This is a genomic window from Pseudomonas sp. BF-RE-25 (assembly GCF_019956105.1).
Lineage (GTDB): Bacteria > Pseudomonadota > Gammaproteobacteria > Pseudomonadales > Pseudomonadaceae > Aquipseudomonas > Aquipseudomonas migulae.
Genome location: NZ_JAHBDB010000066.1, coordinates 87,297 through 112,068, shown reverse-complemented (window position 1 = coordinate 112,068; position 24,772 = coordinate 87,297). Strand labels below are relative to the sequence as shown.

Sequence of the window (24,772 nt, the reverse complement as noted above, 5' to 3'; positions counted from 1 at the left end):
TTACTCGGCCATCGAAGAAGAACGGGAGGTAGGGATAGGTGGAACCGGGTCATAACCACCGGGATTCCACGGATGACAGCGACCTAAACGACGAAAGGTCAGCCAGCCACCGCGCAGAAGGCCATGATTTTCTATGGCTTCTAACGCGTAGCAGGAACAACTGGGGTAGAAACGACAGTGACTGGCCATCAGAGGACTAATGGCATAGCGATAAAACTGGATCGGAACGAGTGCCAGTTTACGCATCTGGACTGTCTACCCCTACAGTTTCGGTTTTGACTGCTGGTACCGGCGTGCTGCGTGCCAGACGCTTCCAGAGTTTGCCGAAATGCTGAATCAATTCGGGGTTTTCTACGTCACCCAAACCTTTGCGCGCGACGATAACGATATCCCAGCCGACCAGTGAATCCTGGTTCAGACGGAACGATTCGCGCATCAGACGTTTGAGGCGATTGCGCTCGACGGAGAGCTTTACGCTCTTTTTCCCGATAACCAGCCCGAGACGGGGGTGATCAAGATCGTTGTTGCGCGCAAGGAGCAGGAGATTTTTCCCCGGAACCTTGCCGGTAGGGGAGTCAAAGACTGCCTTGAAATGCCGGGGAGTAAGCAGACGCTTTTCCCGACTGAAGTCCTGACTCACCTCCAGTGCCGGCTTATCAAACTGCCAGACGCGCACGACCTTTGGCGCGACGACGCGACAGAACGGCACGACCGTTCTTGGTAGCCATGCGAGCACGGAAACCGTGGGTACGAGCGCGTTTGATAGTGCTTGGTTGGAAAGTACGTTTCATTGTCGTGTTACCTGGTTCGTCCACAACGGGCCGGAATGGCCCCCGTTTTAAGAGACCGGGGATTCTAGAGAAAGCAAGCCTCTAGGTCAATTTCCAACCAACGTTTCCTTATAAATAGATCTCCAGACGTTTTGCTCGTCTTCACCTCCAGCCAAATATAAAAATAAAGAAGGAAAGTATTTAAAGCTTTTCTGTAAAGCTTATAAAAGCTAGGACACCGATCATCTGTGGATAACTACCTTCAGACCTTCTATCCCGTGATGTACAGAGAATGACAACTACGGTGGAAAACGGTGGTCAGCCTGTGCTGCGCTGTCGGATAAGCTGTGTGTGAAAGGGGCTGTTATCCACAGGCAGGTTATCCACCGAGTTTCGCCCCCACTTGTGCAACGACCTCAAGGGCGGTTATCCACAGAGCTTATGCACAGACCACTGGTCGTCTTTTTTACCTATAAAACGTTGATTCTTCTTGGTCAGTGAGCCACCTACGTGTGGATAAGTCGGCGTCTGGTCGCTACAATGGCCGCTTGTTTTTGCCTCACCGGCTTTCAACTTAGGGGATATCCGTGTCAGTGGAACTTTGGCAGCAGTGCGTGGAGCTTTTGCGCGATGAGCTGCCTGCCCAACAATTCAACACTTGGATCCGTCCACTACAGGTCGAAGCCGAAGGCGACGAGTTGCGTGTCTACGCACCGAATCGTTTTGTTCTCGACTGGGTCAACGAAAAGTACCTGGGCCGCGTCCTTGAACTGCTGGATGAGCATGGCAACGGCATGGCGCCGGCGCTTTCCTTATTAATAGGCAGCAAACGCAGTTCGGCTCCACGGGCTGCCCCGAATGCTCCACTGGCTGCCGCCGCGTCTCAGGCACAGGCGGCTCAAGCGCCTGTCAGTGCTCCGGCACCTGCCCCGACGGCCACACCGACCAAGCGTTCGACACAGAAAGTTGCCGAAGTCAGTGAAGAGCCATCGCGCGACAGCTTCGATCCGATGGCTGGCGCCAGTTCTCAACAGGCTCCGGTGCGTTCCGAGCAGCGCACGGTGCAGGTCGAAGGTGCGCTCAAGCACACCAGTTACCTGAACCGCACTTTCACCTTCGAGAACTTCGTCGAAGGTAAGTCCAACCAACTGGCCCGGGCTGCGGCCTGGCAGGTGGCGGACAACCCCAAGCACGGTTACAACCCGCTCTTCCTTTATGGCGGTGTTGGCTTGGGTAAAACTCACTTGATGCACGCTGTGGGTAACCATCTATTAAAGAAGAACCCGAATGCCAAGGTCGTGTACCTGCATTCGGAGCGTTTCGTGGCCGATATGGTCAAGGCTCTGCAACTGAACGCGATCAACGAGTTCAAGCGTTTCTACCGTTCGGTGGACGCATTGCTGATCGATGACATTCAGTTCTTTGCCCGCAAGGAACGTTCGCAGGAAGAGTTTTTCCACACCTTCAACGCCCTGCTCGAAGGTGGCCAGCAGGTCATTCTCACCAGTGACCGCTACCCTAAAGAAATCGAAGGCCTTGAAGAGCGCCTCAAATCCCGCTTCGGCTGGGGCCTGACGGTAGCCGTCGAGCCGCCGGAGCTGGAAACCCGTGTCGCGATCCTGATGAAAAAGGCCGACCAGGCCAAAGTCGATCTGCCCCACGACGCAGCGTTCTTCATCGCCCAACGTATTCGCTCCAACGTCCGTGAGCTGGAAGGTGCGCTTAAACGCGTGATCGCCCACTCGCACTTCATGGGCCGCGATATCACCATCGAGCTGATTCGCGAATCCCTGAAAGATCTGTTGGCGCTGCAAGACAAACTGGTCTCTGTGGATAACATTCAGCGCACTGTTGCCGAGTACTACAAGATCAAGATTTCAGACCTGCTGTCCAAGCGTCGTTCACGCTCGGTCGCTCGTCCGCGTCAGGTTGCCATGGCGTTGTCCAAAGAGTTGACTAACCACAGCCTGCCGGAAATCGGCGATGTGTTTGGCGGCCGCGACCACACGACTGTTTTGCACGCCTGCCGCAAGATCAACGAACTTAAGGAATCCGACGCGGACATCCGCGAGGACTACAAGAACCTGCTGCGTACTCTGACAACTTGATGAACACCAGCGCAGCTTATTAAGGCAAGGGACTAGACCATGCATTTCACCATTCAACGCGAAGCCCTGTTGAAACCCCTGCAACTGGTCGCAGGCGTCGTCGAGCGCCGACAGACCTTGCCGGTGCTCTCCAACGTGCTGCTGGTTGTCGAAGGCCAGCAACTGTCGCTGACCGGTACCGACCTGGAAGTCGAGCTGGTCGGTCGTGTACAACTCGAAGAGCCGGCTGACCCGGGTTCCATCACTGTGCCTGCGCGCAAGCTGATGGACATCTGCAAAAGCCTGCCGAACGACGCGCTGATCGACATCAAGGTCGACGAGCAGAAGCTGGTGGTGAAGGCTGGCCGTAGCCGCTTCACCCTGTCGACCCTGCCGGCGAACGATTTCCCGACTGTTGAAGAAGGCCCGGGTTCGCTGACTTGCAGCCTTGAGCAAAGCAAACTGCGTCGTCTGATTGAACGCACCAGCTTCGCCATGGCCCAGCAGGACGTGCGTTATTACCTGAACGGCATGTTGCTGGAAGTCTCGGCAGGGATCATCCGGGCCGTGGCCACCGACGGTCACCGTCTGGCCATGTGCTCGATGCAGGCCGACATCGGTCAGCCGGATCGCCACCAGGTCATCGTGCCGCGCAAGGGTATCCTTGAGCTGGCGCGCCTGCTGACCGAGCCGGACGGCAATGTCAGCATCGTCCTGGGTCAGCATCACATCCGCGCCACCACAGGCGAGTTCACCTTCACCTCTAAACTGGTCGACGGTAAATTCCCGGACTATGAGCGTGTTCTGCCGAAGGGCGGCGACAAACTGGTGCTCGGCGATCGTCAGGCGTTGCGTGAAGCTTTCAGCCGTACCGCGATTCTGTCCAACGAGAAGTACCGCGGTATCCGTCTGCAACTGGCCAGCGGTCAGTTGAAGATCCAGGCCAACAACCCGGAGCAGGAAGAAGCGGAAGAAGAAGTGGGCGTTGAGTACAACGGCGGCAATCTGGAAATCGGCTTCAACGTGAGCTACTTGCTCGACGTGCTGGGCGTGATGACCACTGAGCAGGTTCGCCTGATCCTGTCCGACTCCAACAGCAGTGCGCTGGTGCAAGAGTCTGACAATGATGACTCGGCCTACGTTGTCATGCCGATGCGTCTGTAATCATGCTCAGCAGAAGCTAGATGTCATTAAGTCGCGTCTCGGTCACCGCGGTGCGCAATCTGCACCCGGTGACCTTCTCCCCCTCCCCCCGAATCAACATTCTTTACGGCGCCAACGGCAGCGGCAAAACCAGTGTTCTGGAAGCCATTCACCTGCTGGGGCTTGCCCGTTCGTTTCGTAGTACCCGCCTTTTGCCGGTTATTCAGTACGAGCAATTGGCCTGCACCGTATTCGGTCAGGTTGAGTTGGCTGAGGGTGGGCACAGCGCACTGGGGATATCACGGGACCGCCAAGGCGAGTTCCAGATCCGTATTGACGGGCAGAACGCGCGCAGTGCGGCACAGCTGGCGGAGATCCTGCCGCTGCAACTGATCAACCCTGATAGCTTCCGCCTGCTTGAAGGTGCACCGAAGATTCGCCGACAGTTTCTCGACTGGGGCGTGTTCCACGTGGAACCGCGGTTCATGTCCACCTGGCAGCGCTTGCAGAAGGCCCTGCGCCAGAGAAACTCTTGGCTGCGGCATGGTACACTTGACGCCGTTTCGCAAGCGGTTTGGGACAGGGAACTGTGCCAGGCCAGCGCTGAAATTGATGAATACCGCCGTGCCTATATCAAAGCCTTGAAACCAGTCTTTGAACAGACCTTGAGCGAACTGGTTGAGCTTGAAGGTTTGACGCTCAGCTATTACCGAGGCTGGGACAAAGACCGCGAATTGAGTGCAGTGCTCGCTGGGTCCGTTCAGCGAGACCAGCAGATGGGTCATACCCAGGCCGGACCACAACGCGCTGATTTGCGCCTCAGATTGGGCGCACATAACGCCGCGGACATCTTGTCCCGCGGTCAGCAGAAGTTGGTGGTCTGTGCATTGCGGATTGCCCAAGGGCACCTGGTCAGCCAGGCCCGACGCGGCCAGTGTATTTATCTGGTGGATGACTTGCCGTCCGAACTGGACGAGCAGCACCGCCGCGCGCTTTGCCGCTTGTTGGAAGACTTACGCTGCCAGGTGTTTATCACCTGTGTAGATCACGAATTATTGAGGGAAGGCTGGCAGACGGAAACGCCAGTCGCTCTGTTCCACGTGGAACAGGGCCGTATCACCCAGACCCACGACCATCGGGAGTGAAGGCATTGAGCGAAGAAAATACGTACGACTCAACGAGCATTAAAGTGCTGAAAGGCCTGGATGCCGTACGCAAACGTCCCGGTATGTACATTGGTGACACCGACGATGGCAGCGGTCTGCACCACATGGTGTTCGAGGTGGTCGATAACTCGATCGACGAAGCTTTGGCCGGCCATTGCGACGACATCAGCATCATCATCCACCCGGACGAATCCATCACCGTTCGCGACAACGGTCGTGGCATCCCGGTAGACGTACACAAAGAAGAAGGCGTTTCGGCAGCCGAGGTCATCATGACCGTGCTGCACGCCGGCGGTAAGTTCGACGACAACTCCTACAAAGTATCCGGCGGTCTGCACGGTGTAGGTGTTTCGGTAGTGAACGCACTGTCCAAGGAACTGGTCCTGACCGTTCGCCGCAGCGGCAAGATCTGGGAACAGACTTACGTCCATGGCGTCCCGCAAGAGCCGATGAAAATCGTTGGTGAGAGCGAAACCACGGGCACCCAGATTCACTTCAAGCCATCGGCTGAAACCTTCAAGAACATCCACTTCAGCTGGGACATCCTGGCCAAGCGGATTCGTGAACTGTCCTTCCTCAACTCCGGTGTCGGCATCGTCCTCAAGGATGAGCGCAGCGGCAAGGAAGAGCTGTTCAAGTACGAAGGCGGCCTGCGTGCGTTCGTTGAATACCTGAACACCAACAAGACTGCGGTCAACCAGGTGTTCCACTTCAACATCCAGCGTGAAGACGGCATCGGCGTGGAAATCGCCCTGCAGTGGAACGACAGCTTCAACGAGAACCTGTTGTGCTTCACCAACAACATCCCGCAGCGTGATGGCGGTACTCACCTGGTGGGTTTCCGTTCCGCACTGACGCGTAACCTGAACACCTACATCGAAGCTGAAGGCCTGGCCAAGAAGCACAAGGTCGCCACCACCGGTGATGACGCCCGTGAAGGCTTGACCGCGATCATCTCGGTGAAGGTGCCGGATCCGAAGTTCAGCTCCCAGACCAAAGACAAGCTGGTTTCTTCCGAAGTGAAGACCGCGGTCGAACAGGAAATGGGCAAGTACTTCTCCGACTTCCTGCTGGAAAACCCGAACGAAGCCAAACTGGTCGTCGGCAAGATGATCGACGCGGCACGTGCGCGTGAAGCAGCACGCAAGGCCCGTGAGATGACCCGCCGCAAAGGTGCGCTGGACATCGCCGGCCTGCCGGGCAAACTGGCTGACTGCCAGGAAAAAGACCCTGCCCTTTCCGAACTGTACCTCGTGGAAGGTGACTCTGCTGGCGGCTCCGCCAAGCAGGGGCGTAATCGTAAAACCCAGGCCATCCTGCCGTTGAAGGGCAAGATCCTCAACGTCGAGAAGGCGCGTTTCGACAAGATGATCTCTTCGCAAGAAGTAGGCACCTTGATCACCGCACTGGGCTGCGGTATCGGTCGCGACGAATACAACATCGACAAGCTGCGCTACCACAACATCATCATCATGACCGATGCTGACGTCGACGGTTCGCACATCCGTACGCTGCTGCTGACGTTCTTCTTCCGTCAGCTGCCAGAGCTGATCGAGCGTGGCTACATCTACATCGCTCAACCACCGCTGTACAAGGTCAAGAAAGGCAAGCAAGAGCAATACATCAAAGACGACGACGCCATGGAAGAGTACATGACGCAGTCGGCCCTGGAAGATGCAAGCCTGCACCTGAACGAGGAAGCCCCGGGTATCTCCGGCGAAGCCCTTGAGCGCCTGGTGAACGACTTCCGTCTGGTGATGAAGACCCTCAAGCGTCTGTCGCGCCTGTACCCACAGGAACTGACCGAGCACTTCATCTACTTGCCAGCGGTGAGCATGGAGCAACTGTCCGATCACGCAGCGATGCAGGATTGGCTGGCCAAGTATGAAGTCCGTCTGCGCACCGTCGAGAAGTCCGGTCTGGTCTACAAGGCCAGCCTGCGTGAAGACCGTGAACGTAACGTCTGGCTGCCAGAGGTCGAACTGATCTCCCACGGCCTGTCGAACTACGTCACGTTCAACCGCGACTTCTTCGGCAGCAACGATTACAGGACTGTCGTATCCCTGGGCGCTCAGCTGAGCACCCTGCTGGACGACGGCGCGTACATCCAGCGTGGCGAACGCAAGAAGCCGGTCACCGAGTTCAAGGAAGCCCTTGAATGGCTGATGGCTGAAAGCACCAAGCGTCACACCATCCAGCGATACAAAGGTCTGGGTGAGATGAACCCGGATCAGCTGTGGGAAACCACCATGGACCCAAGCCAGCGCCGGATGCTCAAAGTGACCATCGAAGATGCCATTGGCGCGGACCAGATCTTCAACACCCTGATGGGTGATGCGGTCGAACCTCGTCGTGACTTCATCGAAAGCAATGCCTTGGCGGTTTCCAACCTGGACTTCTGATCCAGCGGTTCTGCCAAAAGTAAAAAAGGCCAGCGCATTGCGCTGGCCTTTTTTATTACGCTATTTCGCCCTTCAGCAGCGGTGCCAAATCGTATGGAACGCAGGCGTTTTACCTCGGAGCCTCACAGATAAGTCCTACATACGCTATCCCGAGTGCTCTTTATCCTACAGCCTCCTCGTCAAGGTACGACCTGCGGGAGCAATTTTTTGGGTATTGAGAAGGAAAGGAAGTCATGTCAACAAACGCATACTTACTGTTAAAAGGAAAAAAATCGGGGTTTATTTCTTCTGGCGTGGCATCGGAAGAATCAATTGGTACAGACTATCGAACTGAGATGGCTGATCAAATATTAATCCGAAACTTCAGCCATCAAATCATTGCTCCACGTGATGTCCAGTCTGGGTTACCAACAGGTCGTCCTGCAGTGCACAAACCCCTGATGATCAGTAAATTAGTTGATAAGTCGTCGCCGCTAATAATGGGCGCTTTGAATTCCGGTGAACAGCTCACCACATTCGAATTAGTCTGGTATCGACCATCGCCCGAGACCGGGTCCGACGAACCCTACTACGCCATTGCTTTGGAAGAAGCGGTAGTCGTTGATGTGCAGACAAACAACAACCCAGAGACTGATAACTCTCTACATGTTGAGGATGTTTATTTCGCTTATCAAAGAATTACTTGGACTCATCTCGGTGCCAACACTCAAATGTCCTATGATTTGCGTACTGGAAAATAAGCTGACGGCATAGTGAGTGGTCCGCCCAAACCGGGTTTTCCGCGGTAAACGGCACGTCAAAAAAAACCGGCTATATCAGCCGGTTTTTTTACGTCCAAAAAAAACTTATGCACCTTTTTCCATATTTTATGAGCTTAGGAAATATGTATATAAATCATAAACCTACAAACTAAATACGCTACTTTTCAGCGAAACGGTACACAGGTTATCCACAGAATCTCAGACAGCCATCTGATCATTGGCAGCCGGCGCTTGCGGAGCGGGTGGGAGCGAGCCCATTTCCCGTTGCATCTGCTCGTTCCAGGCCTGAACTCGGTCATTGAGGTTGGCAATCGCACGGGGGCCGCTGCCTTCGGCGTACATCGGCTCGCCGATGATCACAGTGATGACGCCCTGCTTCTTGGCCCAACCGGTTTTCGGCCAGAACTTGCCGGCATTGTGCGCAATCGGCAGCACCGGAAGTTCGGCGTTGACGGCTAACGCCGTACCACCTCGTGAGAATTTTCCGATGGTGCCGTAAGGGACCCGCGTTCCTTCAGGGAATATCAGTACCCAGACGCCATCCTTCAGCAGTTCATCGCCCTGCTTCGCTACATGTTTAAGCGCGGCCTTCGGGTTGTCGCGGTCGATGGCGATCGGCCGCAGCATGGCCATGGCCCAACCGAAGAACGGTACAAACAGCAATGAGCGTTTCAGTACCTGGCTCAACGGCTCGAAATAGGCCGAGAGGAAGAACGTCTCCCAGGTGCTCTGGTGGTTCGACTGAATCACGCAGGGCTGGTCTGGCACGTTCTCGGCACCTTTCACTTCGTAGCTGATGCCCAGAAAGACTTTGCTCAGCCACAAGGCGCAACGACACCAGTACACGTTGATAAAACGATAGCGCGCCTTGAACGGCAGAAAAGGCGCGATAAAAAAGCTCAGGCTGCACCAAAGCAAGGAACTGGTGCCCAGCAGCAGGTAAAAGAGGAAGGTTCTGATGGCCTGCAATATCGACATGGCGACGTTTACCGTGCGGGCTCTGCCCGTCTATATAAAGCGCACTCCCGATCAATCCTTGGTCAGGAATCTCGAAAACGCTCTAATTGTGGATAAGTTCTGCGGCAATCGCCGCGAGATCGTCAAAAATCAAAGTGCCTACCGGTAGGGTTTTGCCCAAAGTCTTTTCGCCTTTCCCGGTCTTTACCAAAACTGGCTGAGAATCGACGGCTTTGGCGGCTTCCAGGTCACCAAGACTGTCGCCGACGAACCATAGATTAGTCAGCGATACGTTGTAATGCGTGGCGATGGTTTTCAGCATCCCGGGTTTTGGCTTGCGGCAATCGCAGCCTTCGTCCGGCCCGTGCGGGCAATAGACGATCAGCCCGACTTCACCGCCCTGCTCCGCGACCAACGAGCGCAAGCGCTCGTGCATGGCGTCCAGGGTGGCGACGTCGTAATAGCCGCGAGCGATGCCGGACTGGTTGGTAGCGACTGCTACCGTCCAGCCGGCCTTGCTCAACTGCGCGATGGCTTCGATCGAACCGGGGAGCGGTTTCCACTCCTCCACCGACTTGATGTAAGCGTCGGAGTCGTAATTGATCACCCCGTCCCGATCGAGAATCAGCAGTTTCAAACAGTCTTACCCCAGCAACGAAATATCGGCGACGCCGAGGAACAAGCCACGCAGACGCGCGAGCAGCGCATAGCGGTTGGCACGGACCTTGGCATCTTCAGCGTTGACCATGACGGCTTCGAAGAAAGCATCCACAGGCTCGCGCAAGGCTGCCAGACGTGCCAGCGATTCGCTGTACTGACGCGCAGCTGCCATCGGTTGAACCGCTTGGTCCGCCTGCTGAATCGCCGAGTACAGGGAGAATTCGTTGGCGTTGTCGAAGTACTTGGCTTCAACGACTGTAGGAACAGAACCTTCGACCTTGCTCAGCAAGTTCGAAACGCGCTTGTTCACTGCAGCGAGGGCCGCCGCTTCAGGCAATTTGCGGAACGCTTCCACCGCTTGTACGCGCTGATCGAAGTCCAGCGCCGAACCTGGCTTCAGGGCACGAACCGACAGGTAAGTCGCAACGTCCACGCCTTCATCTTCGTAACGGGCACGCAGACGGTCGAACACGAATTCCAGTACCGAGTCGGCCAGGCCAGCAGCCTTGACCTTGGCGCCGAACGCATTCACGGCAAAGGCCACGGCGTCGTTCAGGTCGAGGTCGAGCTTCTTGTCGATCAGGATGCGCAATACGCCCAGCGCAGCACGGCGCAGGGCATACGGGTCTTTGCTACCGGTTGGCAGCATACCGATCCCGAAGATACCGACCAGCGTGTCGAGTTTGTCAGCGATAGCCACGGCCGCACCGGTCAGGGTGGTCGGCAGTTCAGCACCGGCACCGCGCGGCATGTATTGCTCGTTCAGCGCCAGCGCGACTTCTTCCGGCTCGCCATCGTTCAGGGCGTAGTAGTAACCGGCGACGCCTTGCATCTCCGGGAACTCACCGACCATCTCGGTCGCCAGGTCGCACTTGGACAGCAGGCCGGCACGGGAAGCCCATGCAGCGTTACCGCCAATGCGTTGCGCGATGAACGCAGCAAGCTTGGATACGCGCTCGGCCTTGTCGTAGACGCTGCCGAGTTTTTCCTGGAACACTACGTTTTGCAGGCGCAGGTTGAAGTCTTCGAGTTTCTGCTTCTTGTCTTGCTTGAAGAAGAACTCGGCGTCGGTCAGGCGTGGGCGAACCACTTTCTCGTTACCGGCGATGATTTGCTGCGGGTCTTTGCTTTCGATGTTGGCCACGGTAATGAAACGTGGCAGCAACTTGCCGTCGGCATCCAGCAGGCAGAAATACTTCTGGTTGTCCTGCATGGTGGTGATCAGCGCTTCTTGCGGCACGTCGAGGAAACGTTCTTCGAACGAGCACACCAGCGGCACCGGCCATTCAACCAGCGCGGTCACTTCGTCGAGCAGGGCTGGCGGAACGATCGCCGTGCCTTCCTGCATCGTCGCCAGTTCTTCGGTGCGCTTGCTGATAATCGCGCGACGCTCGTTGGCATCGGCCAGAACGTAAGCGGCACGCAAGTCGGTCAGGTAGTTGGCCGGCGAGGTGATGCGCACGCTTTGCGGGTGATGGAAGCGGTGACCACGGGAATCGCGGCCGGCCTTCTGGGCGAGGATCGTGCAATCGATGACCTGGTCACCGAGCAGCATGACCAGCCATTGGGTCGGACGAACGAATTCTTCCTTGCGCGCACCCCAGCGCATGCGCTTCGGGATCGGCAGGTCATTCAGGGAGTCTTCGACGATGGTCGGCAGCAGGCTCGCGGTCGGCTTGCCGGCGATGCTCTGGCTGTAACGCAGTTTAGGGCCGCTCTGATCGATTTCGCTCAGCTCGACGCCGCACTTCTTGGCGAAACCCAGTGCCGCTTGAGTCGGGTTGCCTTCGGCATCGAACGCCGCCTGACGTGGCGGGCCGTCGAGGTTGATGCTGCGATCCGGTTGCTGGGTAGCCAGCGCGGTGATCAGCACAGCCAGACGACGCGGCGCGGCGTAGACGGTTTTGGTCTCGTAGTTCAGGCCAGCGGCTTGCAGGCCTTTGTCGATACCGGCAAGAAACGCCTCGGCCAAGGTGTTCAGGGCCTTGGGTGGCAGTTCTTCGGTGCCCAGTTCAACCAGGAAATCTTGAGCACTCATTGTGCAGCCTCCAGCTTGGCCAGTACTTCGTCACGCAGGTCCGGGGTCGCCATCGGGAAGCCGAGCTTGGCGCGAGCCAGCAAGTAGGCTTGCGCAACGGAACGCGCCAGGGTGCGTACACGCAGAATGTATTGCTGACGCGCAGTCACCGAGATCGCCCGGCGCGCATCCAGCAGGTTGAAGGTATGGGACGCCTTCAACACCATTTCGTAGCTCGGCAACGGCAGCGGCTGGTCGAGTTCGATCAGGCGCTTGGCTTCGCTTTCGTAGAAGTCGAACAGTTCGAACAGCTTCTCGACGTTGGCGTGTTCGAAGTTGTAGGTCGATTGCTCCACTTCGTTCTGGTGGAACACGTCGCCGTAGGTCACTTTGCCGAACGGACCGTCAGCCCAGACCAGGTCGTAGACCGAGTCCACGCCTTGCAGGTACATGGCCAGACGCTCGAGGCCGTAAGTGATCTCGCCGGTCACCGGGTAGCACTCGATGCCGCCCGCCTGCTGGAAGTAAGTGAACTGCGTCACTTCCATGCCGTTGAGCCAGACTTCCCAGCCCAGACCCCAGGCGCCCAAGGTCGGCGATTCCCAGTTGTCTTCGACGAAGCGAATGTCGTGGACCAACGGATCCAGGCCGACATGCTTGAGGGAGCCCAGGTACAGTTCCTGGAAGTTGTCCGGGTTCGGCTTCAGAACCACCTGGAACTGATAGTAGTGCTGCAGACGGTTCGGGTTTTCGCCGTAGCGGCCGTCAGTCGGGCGACGACTGGGCTGCACATAAGCGGCGTTCCAGGTTTCCGGGCCGATGGCGCGCAGAAACGTGGCAGTGTGGAAAGTCCCGGCGCCTACTTCCATATCGTAGGGCTGAAGTACCACGCAACCTTGCTCGGCCCAGTATTGCTGGAGGGCGAGGATCAAGTCTTGGAAGGTACGCACGGCTGGCGTAGGCTGGCTCACGAAATTCACCTGTTTCTTGGGCTGCGATTTAAAGAGCGGGAGTATACCCGATTCATTGCTGCGCACGCCCCCTGGAGCCTTATGCCACGCTGCTTTTGGTGTTCCGAAGATCCGCTGTACATGGCTTATCACGACCAGGAGTGGGGCACGCCGCTACGCGATGCGCAGGGTTTGTTCGAGTTGCTTTTGCTCGAAGGGTTCCAGGCCGGCCTTTCCTGGATCACCGTGTTGCGTAAACGCGAGCGATATCGCGAGGTGCTGTTCGGCTTCGATGTACAGCGCGTGGCGCAAATGAGCGACGCCGAAATCGATGAATTGATGCTCGACCCCGGGATCATCCGCAATCGCCTCAAACTCAACGCCGCCCGGCGCAATGCCCAGGCCTGGCTGGCGCTTGAAGACCCGGTCGAGTTTCTCTGGTCTTTCGTCGGCGGTAAGCCTGTGATCAATCATTTCAAGGATCGCACCGAAGTCCCGGCGGTCACGCCGGTCGCTGTGGAGATGAGCAAAGGCCTGAAAAAAGCCGGCTTCACCTTCGTCGGCCCGACCATTTGCTACGCGCTGATGCAGGCCTCGGGGATGGTCATGGACCACACCCGGGATTGCGATCGCTACGCGACCTTGTCGATCGGCGGTTAGAATAGCCGCCTCGCGCACAGCACAAGATCAGGAGTGACCTGTGGATAAGTTGAAAGGCGCCTTGCTGGTAGGCGCTCTGCGGCTGTTTGCCCTGCTTCCCTGGCGAGCAGTGCAGACGGTTGGCTCGGCCATCGGCTGGGTAATGTGGAAAACCCCAAACCGTTCCCGTGATGTGGTGCGGATCAATCTGGCCAAGTGTTTTCCGGAGATGGACCCTGCCGAGCGCGAGCGTCTGGTCGGCCAGAGCCTGAAAGACATCGGCAAGTCGCTGACCGAAAGTGCCTGCGCGTGGATCTGGCCGGCGCAGCGTTCCATCGATCTGGTGCGCGAAGTTGAAGGGCTCGACGTCTTGAAAGACGCCCTCGCCTCCGGCAAAGGTGTGGTCGGCATCACCAGCCACCTCGGCAACTGGGAAGTGTTGAACCACTTCTATTGCAGCCAGTGCAAACCGATCATTTTCTATCGCCCGCCAAAGCTCAAGGCTGTGGATGAATTGCTGCGCAAGCAGCGAGTGCAACTGGGTAACAGGGTCGCCGCCTCCACCAAGGAAGGCATCCTCAGCGTCATCAAGGAAGTGCGCAAAGGTGGTGCAGTGGGCATTCCCGCTGACCCGGAACCGGCCGAATCCGCCGGGATCTTCGTGCCGTTCTTCGCTACTCAGGCACTGACCAGCAAGTTTGTGCCGAACATGTTGGCAGGCGGTAAAGCGGTCGGCGTGTTCCTGCACGCCCTGCGGCTGCCGGACGGTTCGGGCTACAAGGTGATCCTCGAAGCGGCGCCAGAGGCCATGTACAGCACTGATACCGAGACGTCCTGCGCGGCGATGAGCCAAGTAGTCGAGCGCTACGTGCGCGCTTATCCGAGCCAGTATCTATGGAGCATGAAGCGCTTCAAGAAGCGGCCACCGGGTGAAGAGCGCTGGTATTGAGTTGATTGGCATGATCTGTGGATAACTTGAACTTGTAGGAGCGAAGCTTGCTCGCGAAGAGGCCATTACATTCAACATTGATGTTGGATGTGATATCGCCTTCGCGAGCAAGTCGGATCGCCGCACCGTTCGCTCCTACAAGTTCGGGTTATCCACAACTGTTCATAAAAAGGGCGCAGAAGATGTCCGAACACCGCAAATCGTTTCGCATCAAGATCAGTCACGAAAGCTTCGGCGAATGCCTTGGCCAGACCCGAAATCTCTCGACCACGGGCGTCTACGTCAAGCATCCGGGCTTGTCGGCGTTACCCAAGGGGGCGGTGGTCTATGGTCAGGTACAGGATTTACCCACAGGCGCGCCGCGGGTTCGCATGGAAGTGGTGCTGGTAGACGCTGACGGCATTGGCCTGCGCTACCTCTGATCAGTGCGCCTGGCGCTCAAGCTTCTTCAGGAACACCGTCATCTCCTTCTCCGCCTGCTTGTCACCGTGAGCACGAGCAGCTTCCAGACCCTGCTCCCACGCCTGACGCGCGGCCGGATAGTCCGCCAGCGCCAGATGAGCCTTGCCCAACAGCTTCCACGCCGCTGAATACTTCGGGTCGAATTCGACGCAACGCTGGAAATGCTCGGCGGCCTTGGCGTTTTCCCCAAGATCCAGATACCCCTTGCCGAGGCCGAAGCGCAGCAATGAGTTATCCACACCCTTGGCGAGCATTTTTTCCAGGGATTCGATCATGGGAATAATTCCGGATGGTTGTCGTTATCGAAATCGCATCGCCGGCAAGCCGGCTCCTACAGGTTGCACGCAATCCCTTGTAGGAGCCAGCTTGCTGGCGATGGCGGCGTAACGGTTTAAAAGAAGCTGAGCCCGACATGGAACAACTTCTCCACATCCCGAATATGCTTCTTATCCACAAGGAACAGAATCACATGGTCGCCCGCCGCGATCACCGTGTCATCGTGGGCAATGATCACTTCTTCATCTCGAATGATCGCGCCAATCGTGGTGCCGGGTGGCAGACCGATGTTCTCGATGGCCTTGCCAATCACCTTGCTCGACTTCGCATCACCATGGGCAATGGCCTCGATGGCCTCCGCCGCACCACGGCGCAATGAATGCACGCTGACGATGTCGCCGCGCCGCACGTGGGCCAGCAAGGTGCCGATGGTCGCCAGTTGCGGGCTGATGGCGATGTCGATGTCGCCACCCTGGATCAAGTCGACGTAAGCCGGGTTGTTGATGATCGTCATCACCTTCTTCGCGCCCAGGCGCTTGGCCAGCAGCGACGACATGATGTTGGCTTCGTCGTCGTTGGTCAGCGCCAGGAAGATGTCGGCGTCGGCGATGTTCTCTTCCATCAGCAAGTCGCGGTCGGAGGCACTGCCCTGCAAGACCACGGTGCTGTCGAGGGTGTCCGAGAGATGGCGACAGCGGGCCGGGTTCATCTCGATGATCTTCACCTGATAACGACTTTCGATGGCCTCGGCCAGACGCTCGCCGATCTGCCCGCCCCCGGCGATGACGATGCGCTTGTAGCTCTCATCGAGGCGGCGCATTTCGCTCATCACTGCGCGAATATTCGCCTTGGCGGCGATGAAAAATACTTCGTCGTCCGCTTCGATCACCGTATCGCCCTGAGGCAGGATCGGCCGGTCACGGCGGAAAATCGCCGCTACGCGGGTTTCGACATTCGGCATGTGTTCACGCAACTGACGCAGTTGCTGACCCACCAGCGGTCCGCCGTAATACGCCTTCACCGCGACCAGCTGCGCTTTGCCTTCGGCGAAGTCGATCACCTGCAACGCACCCGGATGCTGGATCAGGCGCTTGATGTAGTTGGTGACCACTTGTTCCGGGCTGATCAGCACATCCACCGGAATCGCTTCGTTGTCGAACAGGTCGGTGCGCGTGAGGTACGCGGCTTCGCGGACGCGGGCGATTTTTGTCGGGGTGTGGAACAGGGTGTGAGCGACCTGACAGGCGACCATGTTGGTTTCGTCACTGTTGGTCACCGCCACCAGCATGTCGGCGTCATCCGCGCCGGCCTGGCGCAGCACCGTCGGCAGTGAGCCGCGGCCTTGCACGGTGCGGATGTCCAGGCGGTCGCCGAGGTCGCGCAGGCGTTCGCCATCGGTGTCGACCACGGTGATGTCGTTGGCCTCGCTGGCCAAGTGTTCCGCCAGCGAACCGCCGACCTGCCCTGCGCCGAGGATGATGATTTTCATCCAGTCACTCCCTTAAAACCGGTTAACCGCGCGCGGCGGCGATCTTGATCAGCTTGGCGTAATAGAACCCGTCGTGGCCGCCTTCCTGTGCCAGCAACTGGCGACCGTGGGGCTGCTTGATGCCGGCCGTGGTGGCGAGGTCCAGCTCACGGGCGCCCGGTGTCCGAGCGAGGAAGGCTTCGATGACTTCAGTGTTCTCGGTCGGCAACGTGGAACAGGTGGCGTAAAGCAGAATTCCGCCGACCTCCAGAGTTATCCACATGGCATCCAGCAATTCACCTTGCAGCACTGCCAGCGCGGCGATGTCATCCGGTTGGCGAGTCAGCTTGATGTCCGGGTGACGACGGATCACGCCGGTGGCCGAGCATGGCGCATCGAGCAGGATGCGTTGGAACGGTTTGCCATCCCACCAGGTGGCCGTGTCGCGGCCGTCGGCGGCGATCAGTTCGGCGCTCAGGCCCAGGCGTGCGAGGTTTTCTCGCACACGCACCAGACGCTTGGCTTCCAGATCCACGGCGACGACGCCCGCCAGTGCGGGTTCGGCTTCGAGGATGTGACAGGTCTTGCCGCCCGGAGCGCAGCAGGCGTCGAGCACCCGTTGGCCCGGCGCCAGGTCGAGCAGGTCGGCGGCCAGTTGCGCCGCTTCGTCCTGCACGCTGATCCAGCCTTCGGCGAAGCCTGGCAGGCTGCGTACGTCGGCGGCGGCGTCGAGAATGATGCCGTCCCGGCTGTAAACGCACGCCGTGGCGGCGATGCCCGCTTCGGTCAGCAGACCCAAGTAGGCATCGCGAGTGTGATGGCGACGGTTGACCCGCAAAATCATCGGCGGATGCGCGTTGTTCGCCGTGCAAATGGCTTCCCACTGCTCAGGCCAAAACGCTTTCAGGGATTTTTGCAGCCAGCGTGGGTGGGCGGTGCGCACCACCGGGTCGTGTTCCAGCTCGGCCAGCAGCGCTTCGCTTTCACGTTGGGCGCGGCGCAACACGGCGTTGAGCAAGGCTTTGGCCCACGGCTTCTTCAGCTTGTCGGCGCAACCGACGGTTTCGCCGATGGCGGCGTGAGCCGGGACGCGGGTGTAAAGCAGTTGATAGAGACCGACCAGCAGCAACGCCTCGACATCGGCGTCGGCAGCCTTGAACGGCTTCTGCAGCAACTTGGCCGCGAGCGCCGACAAACGCGGCTGCCAGCGCGCGGTGCCGAACGCCAGGTCTTGGGTGAAGCCGCGATCGCGGTCTTCGACCTTGTCCATTTGTGTCGGCAGCGAACTGTTGAGTGAGGCTTTTCCGTTGAGAACTGCAGCAAGTGCCTTGGCGGCGGCCAGACGTGGATTCATTGAGCGTCCGCCGTTTGACCGAGCACGGTGCCGACGGCGAATTTCTCACGACGGCTGTTGAACAAATCGCTGAAGTTCAGCGCCTTGCCGCCGGGCAATTGCAGGCGGGTCAGGCACAGCGCTTGCCCACCGCAAGCGACGATCAGGCCGTCCTTGCTGGCGCTGAGGATTTCACCTGGTGCGCCCTTGCCTTCGGCGAGGCTCGCGGCCAGCACTTTCAGCGCTTCGCCATTCAACGTGCTGTGGGTGATCGGCCATGGATTGAAGGCGCGGACCAGACGTTCCAGCTCAATGGCCGGGCGGCTCCAGTCGATGCGTGCTTCGTCCTTGTTCAATTTGTGTGCGTAGGTGGCGAGGGTGTCGTCCTGCACTTCGCCTTCCAGCGTGCCGGCGGCGAGGCCGGCAATGGCTTGAATCACTGCCGGCGGGCCGAGTTCCGCCAGGCGGTCGTGAAGGCTGCCGCCAGTGTCTTCAGCGCTGATCGGCGTAGTGACCTTGAGCAGCATCGGCCCGGTGTCGAGGCCCAGTTCCATGCGCATCACGGTCACGCCGCTCTCGCTATCGCCGGCTTCGACGGCGCGCTGGATCGGCGCCGCACCGCGCCAGCGTGGCAGCAACGACGCGTGGCTGTTGATGCAACCCAGGCGCGGAATATCCAGTACCACTTGCGGCAGGATCAGGCCGTAGGCGACCACCACCAGCAAATCCGGCTTCAGCGCGGCCAGTTCGGCTTGAGCGTCTTCGTTGCGCAGGGTTGGCGGTTGCAGCACCGGGATATTGTTTTCCAGTGCCAACTGCTTGACCGGGCTCGGCATCAGCTTTTGCCCGCGACCCGCCGGACGGTCCGGTTGGGTGTAGACCGCGACGATCTCGTAAGGGCTGTCGAGCAGGGCCTTGAGGTGTTCGGCGGCGAATTCCGGGGTGCCGGCAAAGACGATGCGCAGTGGCTCAGTCATGGGAAGCTCTCATTTACAAAGCAGTCGCAAAAGAAAAAGGCTTGCCGCAGCAAGCCTTTGAAAGGAGGGCATCAAGCGTTCTGGCGATGGAGCTTTTCCAGTTTCTTCTTGATTCGGTCACGTTTGAGATTCGACAGGTAGTCGACGAACAATTTGCCGTTGAGGTGGTCGCATTCATGCTGGATGCACACGGCGAGCAGGCCTTCGGCGATCAGTTCGTAAGGCTGGCCGTCGCGGTCCAGGGCCTTGACCTTGACCTTCTGCGGGCGATCGACGTTTTCGTAGAAGCCCGGCACCGAGAGGCAGCCTTCCTGGTATTGCTCCATCTCGTCGGTCAGGGGCTCGAACTCGGGGTTGATGAACACCCGCGGTTCGGTGCGGTCTTCGGAGAGGTCCATCACGACGATACGTTTGTGCACGTTGACCTGGGTCGCGGCGAGGCCGATGCCTGGCGCTTCATACATTGTTTCAAACATATCGTCGACCAACTGACGCACTTCGTCGTCCACTACGGCCACAGGTTTGGCGATAGTGCGCAGGCGCGAGTCGGGGAATTCGAGGATGTCTAAAATGGCCATAAGCTTGATTGCTGCACGTGTGAGGTAAAGTCGGGTCGATGGCCTGGCAGGTCCGAAGATGCAGGCTACCGTTGTGAAGCGTAGCTCCTTTTCTTTTTGGCAAAGAGTCGGGAGCGAGCCACGAGGGCTCTGGCGTTTCACGCGAACGCACATAATAAAGGGATTCACCGCATGAGGAAATCACTACTCGCCTTGCTCCTTCTGGCCTCGGCCGGTTTGGCGCATGGGCAAGTGCAACTCAAGGAAGGTTTTCCACAGCAATACACAGTGGCGGCGGGTGACACACTTTGGGACATCTCAGGGAAATTCCTCCGTGAGCCGTGGAAGTGGCCCGAGCTCTGGCAGGCCAATCCGCAGATCCAGAACCCCAATCTGATCTACCCCGGCGATTTGCTGTCGCTGGTCTACGTTGACGGGCAGCCGCGGCTGACCCTCAATCGCGGGGCTTCCCGGGGCACCATCAAGCTCTCGCCACGGGTGCACAGTTCGCCGGTGGCCGACGCCATCCCGAGCATTCCGTTGCAGTCGATCAACAGTTTTCTGCTGAGCAACCGCATCGTCGACAAGGTCGAGGATTTCGACAAGGCGCCTTACATCGTCGCCGGCGATGCCGAACGGGTGCTCAGCGGCACCGGCGACCGGATTTTCGCCCGCGGCCATTTCGATCCGAACCAGCCGGTCTACGGCATCTTCCGCCAAGGCAAGGTTTATACCGACCCCGAGAGCAAGGAGTTCCTGGGGATCAATGCCGACGACATCGGCGGCGGTGAAATTGTCGCTACCGAGGGTGATGTCGCGACGCTTGCACTGCAACGCACCACTCAGGAAGTTCGCCTCGGCGATCGTTTGTTCAGCGGCGAGGAACGATCGATCAACTCGACCTTCATGCCCAGTGCACCAAAAACCCCGATCAACGGCCTGATCATCGACGTACCGCGCGGGGTTACCCAGATCGGCGCGATGGATGTCGTGACGCTGAACCGGGGCCAACGCGACGGACTCGCCGAAGGCAACGTGTTGGTGGTGATGAAGACCGGCGAAACCGTGCGCGACCGGGTCTCCGGCCAGCCTCTGAAAATTCCTGATGAACGCGCCGGTTTGCTGATGGTGTTCCGCACCTACGACAAACTCAGTTACGGATTGGTGCTCACCGCATCGCGCTCCTTGGCGGTGATGGACAAGGTGCGAAATCCGTAAGCAGGCTCCACAAGTTACCAACAGAGTTATCCACAGCTTATTCCCGTTTGAACGGGGCTCATAACGATCAAGGATGATCCATGTCGCTGCCTGCTGTTACACCGGTTTCCCCTGCGGAACTGGAAGCCCGTTTACGTCTGCATCGTTTGCCGGAGCTCGGTCCTGCGCGTTTCAGGAAACTGCTCGAGGCCTTCGGCTCGGCGTCCAAAGCCATCAGCGCGCCGGCCAGTGCTTGGCGTTCGCTGGGCTTGCCGTTTGCTTGCGCCGAGGCTCGCCGGGCCGATGATGTCCGGGACGGCGCCAGCCACGCATTGGCCTGGCTAGACCGTCCCGGCCAGCATTTATTGATGTGGGACCAGCCTGACTACCCGGCATTGCTGGCGGAAATCAGCGACGCGCCGCCACTGCTATTCGTCGCGGGCGATCCGGGCATACTGGAAAAACCGCAATTGGCGATGGTTGGCAGTCGTCGCGCTTCCCGTCCGGGGATGGACACGGCCGCCGCGTTTTCGCGCAGTCTGGCTGGCGCCGGTTTTGTCATCACCAGCGGTCTGGCGCTGGGGATCGATGCCGCCGCGCACCAAGCCGCTCTAGACGTGGGCGGGCAAACGGTCGGTGTACTTGGCACGGGACTTGAAAAGTTTTATCCACAGCGCAACCGCAGGCTTGCCGATGCCATGATTGCGTCGGGCAGCGCGGTGCTTTCAGAGTTCCCGCTGGACGCCGGGCCTACGGCCAGCAACTTCCCGCGACGCAATCGAATCATCAGTGGTTTATCCCTCGGCGTGCTGGTGGTCGAGGCCAGTGTCGCCAGCGGTTCCTTGATCACCGCGAGGCTGGCGGCGGAACAAGGTCGTGAGGTGTATGCGATTCCGGGATCGATCCATCATCCCGGCGCCAAGGGCTGTCATCAGCTGATTCGCGACGGCGCGATGCTGGTGGAAACCATCGAACATATCCTCGAAGCGTTGCGCGGCTGGCAGCAGTTGCCGTTAGCCATGCAGGCTCCGTCGGTGGCTCATCCGCTGTTGATGCTGCTGCATGCGGCGCCGCACACCAGTGAAGCGTTGTCCGTCTCCAGCGGCTGGGCGCTGCCCAAAGTGCTGGCGGCGCTGACGGAACTGGAAATGGACGGCCGGGCGGTCTGCGAAAGCGGGCGCTGGTTTGCGCGGGTGAGCTAGGTTTTATAAGGAACATCGGTAAACTGCGCAGAGCCTTATTCCGGAGAGTTTTTCATGGTCAACAGTTGGCGTGTGCAACAAGCCGCGCAAGCCATTCGCGCAGGGGCGGTGATTGCCTATCCAACCGAGGCGGTCTGGGGCCTGGGTTGCGACCCGTGGGACGAAGAAGCGGTCGAACGTCTGCTGATGCTCAAGGGCCGGTCGGTGGACAAGGGGCTGATTCTGGTTGCCGACAACATTCGCCAGTTCGACTTCCTGTTCGAAGACTTCCCTGAGCTTTGGATGGACCGCATGGCCAGCACCTGGCCGGGGCCGAATACCTGGCTGGTGCCGCATCGGAATCAGTTGCCGCAGTGGATTACCGGCGTGCACGAAACGGTGGCGTTGCGGGTCAGCGATCACCCGTTGGTGCGGGATTTGTGCGCATTGGTCGGGCCGTTGGTGTCGACCTCGGCCAACCCGCAGGGCCGGCCGGCGGCGCGGACGCGGATTCGCGTGGAGCAGTATTTTCGCGGGCAACTTGATTTGATTCTTGGCGGCAACCTCGGTGGGCGCAAGAATCCGAGCGTGATTCGCGATCTGGCGACCGGGAACGTCATTCGTCCGGGTTGAGACCGCGTCATCGTTCTTCGCGGGCAAGCCTCGCTCCTACAAGATTTTGGTCGTTTACATAATGTGCTTACGACGCTGAACCTGTAGGAGCGAGGCTTGCCCGCGAAGAGGCCCTCAAGGCAAAAGAACAGTCGAACCTGTTGTCCGCCGCGCCGACAACTCGGTCTGCGCCTTCGCCGCGTCAGCCAGTGAATACTTCTGGCTGATCTCCACCTTCAGCTTCCCGCTGATGATCATCTCAAACAACTCATCCGCCATCCGCTGCAGGTTTTCAGCGTTGTTGGCATAAGTCGCCAGTGTTGGCCGGGTCACGTACAACGATCCCTTCGCCGACAAAATCCCCAGGTTTACCCCGTCCACCGCGCCCGATGCGTTGCCAAAACTCACCACCAGGCCCCGAGGCGCTGCGCTATCCAGCGAAGTCAGCCAAGTGTCTTTGCCGACACCGTCGTACACCACCGGGACTTTTTTCCCATCGGTCAATTCCAGTACGCGTTGTGCGACGTTTTCGTGGCTGTAGTCGATGGTCGCCCACGCACCGTTGGCCTTCGCCAACGCGGCTTTCTCCGGCGAACTGACCGTGCCGATCAACTTCACGCCCAGCGCCTTGGCCCATTGGCAGGCCAGCGAACCGACACCCCCGGCAGCGGCGTGAAACAGAATGGTTTCGCCACCCTTGAGTTCATAGGTCTGACGCAACAGGTACTGCACGGTGAGGCCCTTGAGCATCACCCCGGCGGCTTGTTCGAAGCTTATCGCGTCCGGCAGGTGCACCAGATTGGCTTCCGGCAATACGTGAACTTCGCTGTAGGCGCCCAACGGGCCACTGCCGTACGCCACGCGATCACCGACCTTGAAGCGGGTGACTTCGCTGCCCACCGCCTCGACCACGCCTGCACCTTCCGAACCCACGCCCGACGGCAAGGCCGGCGGCGCATAGAGGCCGCTGCGGAAATAGGTGTCGATGAAGTTCAGGCCGATGGCCTTGTTGGTCACGCGCACTTGCTGCGGGCCGGGCTCGGCCGGTTGGTAATCCACATACTCGAGCACTTCGGGGCCGCCATGGGCGCGGAACTGGATACGCTTTGCCATCAGAACTCTCCTTAGGTCTTCAGCTACTAGAGGTGTAGTGCCAAGCGCCCTATCGAACTCCCAAGCTTGATCCCCGTCAACTGTGGCGAGTCCATCTGCAATGTTATGCTACGCGCCCATTTGCGCCGGCCCCCGCTCCCATGGAGCGCCGCGTAGTTTTGCCCGATTCAAGGTGAAGACATGACGACCCGCACCGAGGCCGTAAAAGCCTACCTGCTCGACCTGCAAGACCGCATTTGCGCTGCCCTGGAAGCCGAAGACGGCGGCACGCAATTCGTCGAAGACGCCTGGACCCGGCCTGCCGGCGGTGGCGGTCGCACCCGCGTGATCGAGAACGGCGCGGTCATCGAAAAGGGCGGCGTCAACTTTTCCCACGTGTTTGGCAGCGGTCTCCCACCGTCCGCCAGCGCCCATCGACCTGAACTGGCCGGCCGTGGCTTTGAAGCCCTGGGCGTGTCGCTGGTGATTCACCCGCACAATCCGCATGTGCCGACTTCCCACGCCAACGTGCGCTTTTTCATCGCCGAAAAAGAAGGCGAAGAACCGGTCTGGTGGTTCGGCGGCGGCTTCGACCTGACCCCTTATTACGGCAACATCGATGACTGCGTGCACTGGCACCGCGTCGCCGAGCAGGCCTGCGCGCCGTTCGGTCCGGACGTCTATTCGCGCTACAAAGCCTGGTGCGACAGCTATTTCCACATCAAGCATCGCCACGAACCGCGCGGCATCGGCGGCCTGTTCTTCGATGATTTGAACGAGTGGGATTTCGACACCAGCTTCGCTTTCATGCGTGCCATCGGTGACGCTTACATCGACGCCTACCTGCCGATCGTGCAGCGCCGCAAAAATGATGCGTTCACTGCAAAACAGCGCGAATTCCAGGAATTCCGCCGTGGCCGATACGTCGAGTTCAACCTGGTTTACGACCGTGGCACGCTGTTCGGCCTGCAATCGGGTGGGCGTACCGAGTCGATCCTCATGTCGTTGCCGCCGCAAGTTCGCTGGAGCTATGACTGGAAAGCCGAGCCCGGCAGCGAAGAAGCACGCCTGACCGAGTACTTCCTGCAAGACCGCGATTGGTTGGCCCAGGCCTGA

Annotated in this window: 25 protein-coding genes; 12 read left to right on the top strand and 13 right to left on the bottom strand. The window is 58.9% G+C overall.

Annotated elements, in window-relative coordinates:
• The 3 genes from yidD to rpmH are packed head-to-tail and all read right to left on the bottom strand — an operon-like array spanning nucleotide 1 to nucleotide 791.
• The gene (gene yidD, locus KGB24_RS25010) at nucleotides 1-246 is read right to left on the bottom strand and encodes a membrane protein insertion efficiency factor YidD (RefSeq protein ID WP_010207715.1); all 246 of its coding nucleotides are present in this window, start codon (nucleotides 244-246) and stop codon (nucleotides 1-3) included.
• On the bottom strand, nucleotides 239-640 hold the full coding sequence (gene rnpA, locus KGB24_RS25005) for a ribonuclease P protein component (RefSeq protein ID WP_028620331.1): 402 nt from the start codon (nucleotides 638-640) through the stop codon (nucleotides 239-241). Before rnpA ends, yidD begins: the two co-directional genes overlap by 8 nt.
• Nucleotides 641-656: 16 nt before the next feature.
• A complete protein-coding gene (rpmH, locus tag KGB24_RS25000; protein WP_003213577.1) occupies nucleotides 657-791 on the bottom strand; it encodes a 50S ribosomal protein L34 in 135 nt (44 codons plus the stop codon).
• Nucleotides 792-1,357: 566 nt separating this feature from the next.
• On the opposite strand from rpmH, the gene dnaA reads away from it, so the two are divergent.
• The 5 genes from dnaA to tssD all read left to right on the top strand — a co-directional run bounded on the left by dnaA (nucleotide 1,358) and on the right by tssD (nucleotide 8,308).
• Nucleotides 1,358-2,878, top strand: a complete 1,521-nt coding sequence (gene dnaA / locus KGB24_RS24995; protein WP_008027554.1) for a chromosomal replication initiator protein DnaA — start codon at nucleotides 1,358-1,360, stop codon at nucleotides 2,876-2,878.
• Between the two features lie 39 nt (nucleotides 2,879-2,917).
• Nucleotides 2,918-4,021 carry a DNA polymerase III subunit beta gene (gene dnaN, locus KGB24_RS24990; protein WP_008027555.1) on the top strand — a complete coding sequence of 368 codons (1,104 nt, stop codon included), beginning with the start codon at nucleotides 2,918-2,920 and terminating at the stop codon, nucleotides 4,019-4,021.
• 20 nt (nucleotides 4,022-4,041) lie between these two features.
• Nucleotides 4,042-5,145, top strand: coding sequence for a DNA replication/repair protein RecF (recF, locus tag KGB24_RS24985; protein WP_008041454.1), 1,104 nt, complete (start codon nucleotides 4,042-4,044; stop codon nucleotides 5,143-5,145).
• Nucleotides 5,146-5,150: 5 nt separating this feature from the next.
• Nucleotides 5,151-7,568: a DNA topoisomerase (ATP-hydrolyzing) subunit B gene (gyrB, locus tag KGB24_RS24980; RefSeq protein WP_008027559.1), complete on the top strand. Its 2,418-nt coding sequence runs from the start codon at nucleotides 5,151-5,153 to the stop codon at nucleotides 7,566-7,568.
• A 233-nt stretch (nucleotides 7,569-7,801) separates the two neighbouring features.
• Entirely contained in the window at nucleotides 7,802-8,308 is a 507-nt protein-coding gene (gene tssD / locus KGB24_RS24975) for a type VI secretion system tube protein TssD (RefSeq protein ID WP_223413990.1), read from the top strand.
• A 219-nt stretch (nucleotides 8,309-8,527) separates the two neighbouring features.
• Here the strand turns inward: tssD and KGB24_RS24970 are convergent, their stop codons facing one another.
• From KGB24_RS24970 to glyQ, 4 genes are all read right to left on the bottom strand, one after another.
• Nucleotides 8,528-9,307: a lysophospholipid acyltransferase family protein gene (locus KGB24_RS24970; protein ID WP_008027562.1), complete on the bottom strand. Its 780-nt coding sequence runs from the start codon at nucleotides 9,305-9,307 to the stop codon at nucleotides 8,528-8,530.
• An 82-nt stretch (nucleotides 9,308-9,389) separates the two neighbouring features.
• Nucleotides 9,390-9,923: a D-glycero-beta-D-manno-heptose 1,7-bisphosphate 7-phosphatase gene (gene gmhB, locus KGB24_RS24965; protein WP_008027564.1), complete on the bottom strand. Its 534-nt coding sequence runs from the start codon at nucleotides 9,921-9,923 to the stop codon at nucleotides 9,390-9,392.
• Between the two features lie 6 nt (nucleotides 9,924-9,929).
• Entirely contained in the window at nucleotides 9,930-11,984 is a 2,055-nt protein-coding gene (gene glyS, locus KGB24_RS24960) for a glycine--tRNA ligase subunit beta (protein ID WP_008027567.1), read from the bottom strand.
• Nucleotides 11,981-12,934 (bottom strand): glycine--tRNA ligase subunit alpha, encoded by a 954-nt coding sequence (gene glyQ / locus KGB24_RS24955; protein ID WP_003213601.1) that lies wholly within the window; start codon nucleotides 12,932-12,934, stop codon nucleotides 11,981-11,983. Before glyQ ends, glyS begins: the two co-directional genes overlap by 4 nt.
• Nucleotides 12,935-13,015: 81 nt before the next feature.
• On the opposite strand from glyQ, the gene tag reads away from it, so the two are divergent.
• The 3 genes from tag (at nucleotide 13,016) to KGB24_RS24940 (ending at nucleotide 14,923) form a co-directional block, all read left to right on the top strand.
• The gene (gene tag / locus KGB24_RS24950) at nucleotides 13,016-13,573 is read left to right on the top strand and encodes a DNA-3-methyladenine glycosylase I (RefSeq protein WP_223413988.1); all 558 of its coding nucleotides are present in this window, start codon (nucleotides 13,016-13,018) and stop codon (nucleotides 13,571-13,573) included.
• Nucleotides 13,574-13,613: 40 nt separating this feature from the next.
• The gene (locus KGB24_RS24945; protein WP_223413987.1) at nucleotides 13,614-14,501 is read left to right on the top strand and encodes a lysophospholipid acyltransferase; all 888 of its coding nucleotides are present in this window, start codon (nucleotides 13,614-13,616) and stop codon (nucleotides 14,499-14,501) included.
• Nucleotides 14,502-14,683: 182 nt separating this feature from the next.
• Nucleotides 14,684-14,923 carry a PilZ domain-containing protein gene (locus tag KGB24_RS24940; protein ID WP_008027574.1) on the top strand — a complete coding sequence of 80 codons (240 nt, stop codon included), beginning with the start codon at nucleotides 14,684-14,686 and terminating at the stop codon, nucleotides 14,921-14,923.
• Here KGB24_RS24940 and KGB24_RS24935 read toward each other — a convergent pair whose 3' ends face one another.
• From KGB24_RS24935 to def, 5 genes are all read right to left on the bottom strand, one after another.
• Nucleotides 14,924-15,238: a tetratricopeptide repeat protein gene (locus KGB24_RS24935; RefSeq protein ID WP_008027576.1), complete on the bottom strand. Its 315-nt coding sequence runs from the start codon at nucleotides 15,236-15,238 to the stop codon at nucleotides 14,924-14,926.
• A 116-nt stretch (nucleotides 15,239-15,354) separates the two neighbouring features.
• Complete coding sequence (gene trkA / locus KGB24_RS24930) at nucleotides 15,355-16,728, bottom strand: Trk system potassium transporter TrkA (protein ID WP_223413986.1); 1,374 nt, start codon at nucleotides 16,726-16,728, stop codon at nucleotides 15,355-15,357.
• A gap of 22 nt (nucleotides 16,729-16,750) precedes the next feature.
• Nucleotides 16,751-18,061, bottom strand: coding sequence for a 16S rRNA (cytosine(967)-C(5))-methyltransferase RsmB (rsmB, locus tag KGB24_RS24925; protein WP_008027580.1), 1,311 nt, complete (start codon nucleotides 18,059-18,061; stop codon nucleotides 16,751-16,753).
• Nucleotides 18,058-19,017 (bottom strand): methionyl-tRNA formyltransferase, encoded by a 960-nt coding sequence (gene fmt, locus KGB24_RS24920; protein ID WP_223413985.1) that lies wholly within the window; start codon nucleotides 19,015-19,017, stop codon nucleotides 18,058-18,060. The genes rsmB and fmt overlap by 4 nt, the downstream gene beginning before the upstream one ends.
• A 71-nt stretch (nucleotides 19,018-19,088) precedes the next feature.
• Nucleotides 19,089-19,595, bottom strand: coding sequence for a peptide deformylase (gene def, locus KGB24_RS24915; RefSeq protein WP_008027583.1), 507 nt, complete (start codon nucleotides 19,593-19,595; stop codon nucleotides 19,089-19,091).
• A 171-nt stretch (nucleotides 19,596-19,766) separates the two neighbouring features.
• On the opposite strand from def, the gene KGB24_RS24910 reads away from it, so the two are divergent.
• The 3 genes from KGB24_RS24910 to KGB24_RS24900 all read left to right on the top strand — a co-directional run bounded on the left by KGB24_RS24910 (nucleotide 19,767) and on the right by KGB24_RS24900 (nucleotide 22,585).
• Nucleotides 19,767-20,792, top strand: a complete 1,026-nt coding sequence (locus KGB24_RS24910; protein WP_008027586.1) for a LysM peptidoglycan-binding domain-containing protein — start codon at nucleotides 19,767-19,769, stop codon at nucleotides 20,790-20,792.
• Between the two features lie 80 nt (nucleotides 20,793-20,872).
• Entirely contained in the window at nucleotides 20,873-21,973 is a 1,101-nt protein-coding gene (dprA, locus tag KGB24_RS24905) for a DNA-processing protein DprA (protein ID WP_008027588.1), read from the top strand.
• A 54-nt stretch (nucleotides 21,974-22,027) separates the two neighbouring features.
• On the top strand, nucleotides 22,028-22,585 hold the full coding sequence (locus KGB24_RS24900) for an L-threonylcarbamoyladenylate synthase (RefSeq protein WP_008027590.1): 558 nt from the start codon (nucleotides 22,028-22,030) through the stop codon (nucleotides 22,583-22,585).
• 114 nt (nucleotides 22,586-22,699) lie between these two features.
• On the opposite strand, the gene KGB24_RS24895 is transcribed toward KGB24_RS24900, so the two are convergent.
• On the bottom strand, nucleotides 22,700-23,677 hold the full coding sequence (locus tag KGB24_RS24895; protein ID WP_223413984.1) for an NADPH:quinone reductase: 978 nt from the start codon (nucleotides 23,675-23,677) through the stop codon (nucleotides 22,700-22,702).
• A gap of 180 nt (nucleotides 23,678-23,857) precedes the next feature.
• On the opposite strand from KGB24_RS24895, the gene hemF reads away from it, so the two are divergent.
• Nucleotides 23,858-24,772, top strand: a complete 915-nt coding sequence (gene hemF / locus KGB24_RS24890) for an oxygen-dependent coproporphyrinogen oxidase (RefSeq protein ID WP_008027593.1) — start codon at nucleotides 23,858-23,860, stop codon at nucleotides 24,770-24,772.

Excerpts from the sequence above, each read along its gene's own strand:
- yidD (WP_010207715.1), bottom strand. The coding sequence starts at position 246 with ATGCGTAAACTGGCACTCGTTCCGATCCAGTTTTATCGCTATGCCATT.
- rpmH (WP_003213577.1), bottom strand. The coding sequence starts at position 791 with ATGAAACGTACTTTCCAACCAAGCACTATCAAACGCGCTCGTACCCAC.
- dnaN (WP_008027555.1), top strand. The coding sequence starts at position 2,918 with ATGCATTTCACCATTCAACGCGAAGCCCTGTTGAAACCCCTGCAACTG.
- recF (WP_008041454.1), top strand. The coding sequence starts at position 4,042 with ATGTCATTAAGTCGCGTCTCGGTCACCGCGGTGCGCAATCTGCACCCG.
- tssD (WP_223413990.1), top strand. The coding sequence starts at position 7,802 with ATGTCAACAAACGCATACTTACTGTTAAAAGGAAAAAAATCGGGGTTT.
- KGB24_RS24970 (WP_008027562.1), bottom strand. The coding sequence starts at position 9,307 with ATGTCGATATTGCAGGCCATCAGAACCTTCCTCTTTTACCTGCTGCTG.
- glyS (WP_008027567.1), bottom strand. The coding sequence starts at position 11,984 with ATGAGTGCTCAAGATTTCCTGGTTGAACTGGGCACCGAAGAACTGCCA.
- tag (WP_223413988.1), top strand. The coding sequence starts at position 13,016 with ATGCCACGCTGCTTTTGGTGTTCCGAAGATCCGCTGTACATGGCTTAT.
- KGB24_RS24940 (WP_008027574.1), top strand. The coding sequence starts at position 14,684 with ATGTCCGAACACCGCAAATCGTTTCGCATCAAGATCAGTCACGAAAGC.
- KGB24_RS24935 (WP_008027576.1), bottom strand. The coding sequence starts at position 15,238 with ATGATCGAATCCCTGGAAAAAATGCTCGCCAAGGGTGTGGATAACTCA.
- trkA (WP_223413986.1), bottom strand. The coding sequence starts at position 16,728 with ATGAAAATCATCATCCTCGGCGCAGGGCAGGTCGGCGGTTCGCTGGCG.
- rsmB (WP_008027580.1), bottom strand. The coding sequence starts at position 18,061 with ATGAATCCACGTCTGGCCGCCGCCAAGGCACTTGCTGCAGTTCTCAAC.
- fmt (WP_223413985.1), bottom strand. The coding sequence starts at position 19,017 with ATGACTGAGCCACTGCGCATCGTCTTTGCCGGCACCCCGGAATTCGCC.
- def (WP_008027583.1), bottom strand. The coding sequence starts at position 19,595 with ATGGCCATTTTAGACATCCTCGAATTCCCCGACTCGCGCCTGCGCACT.
- KGB24_RS24910 (WP_008027586.1), top strand. The coding sequence starts at position 19,767 with ATGAGGAAATCACTACTCGCCTTGCTCCTTCTGGCCTCGGCCGGTTTG.
- dprA (WP_008027588.1), top strand. The coding sequence starts at position 20,873 with ATGTCGCTGCCTGCTGTTACACCGGTTTCCCCTGCGGAACTGGAAGCC.
- KGB24_RS24900 (WP_008027590.1), top strand. The coding sequence starts at position 22,028 with ATGGTCAACAGTTGGCGTGTGCAACAAGCCGCGCAAGCCATTCGCGCA.
- KGB24_RS24895 (WP_223413984.1), bottom strand. The coding sequence starts at position 23,677 with ATGGCAAAGCGTATCCAGTTCCGCGCCCATGGCGGCCCCGAAGTGCTC.
- hemF (WP_008027593.1), top strand. The coding sequence starts at position 23,858 with ATGACGACCCGCACCGAGGCCGTAAAAGCCTACCTGCTCGACCTGCAA.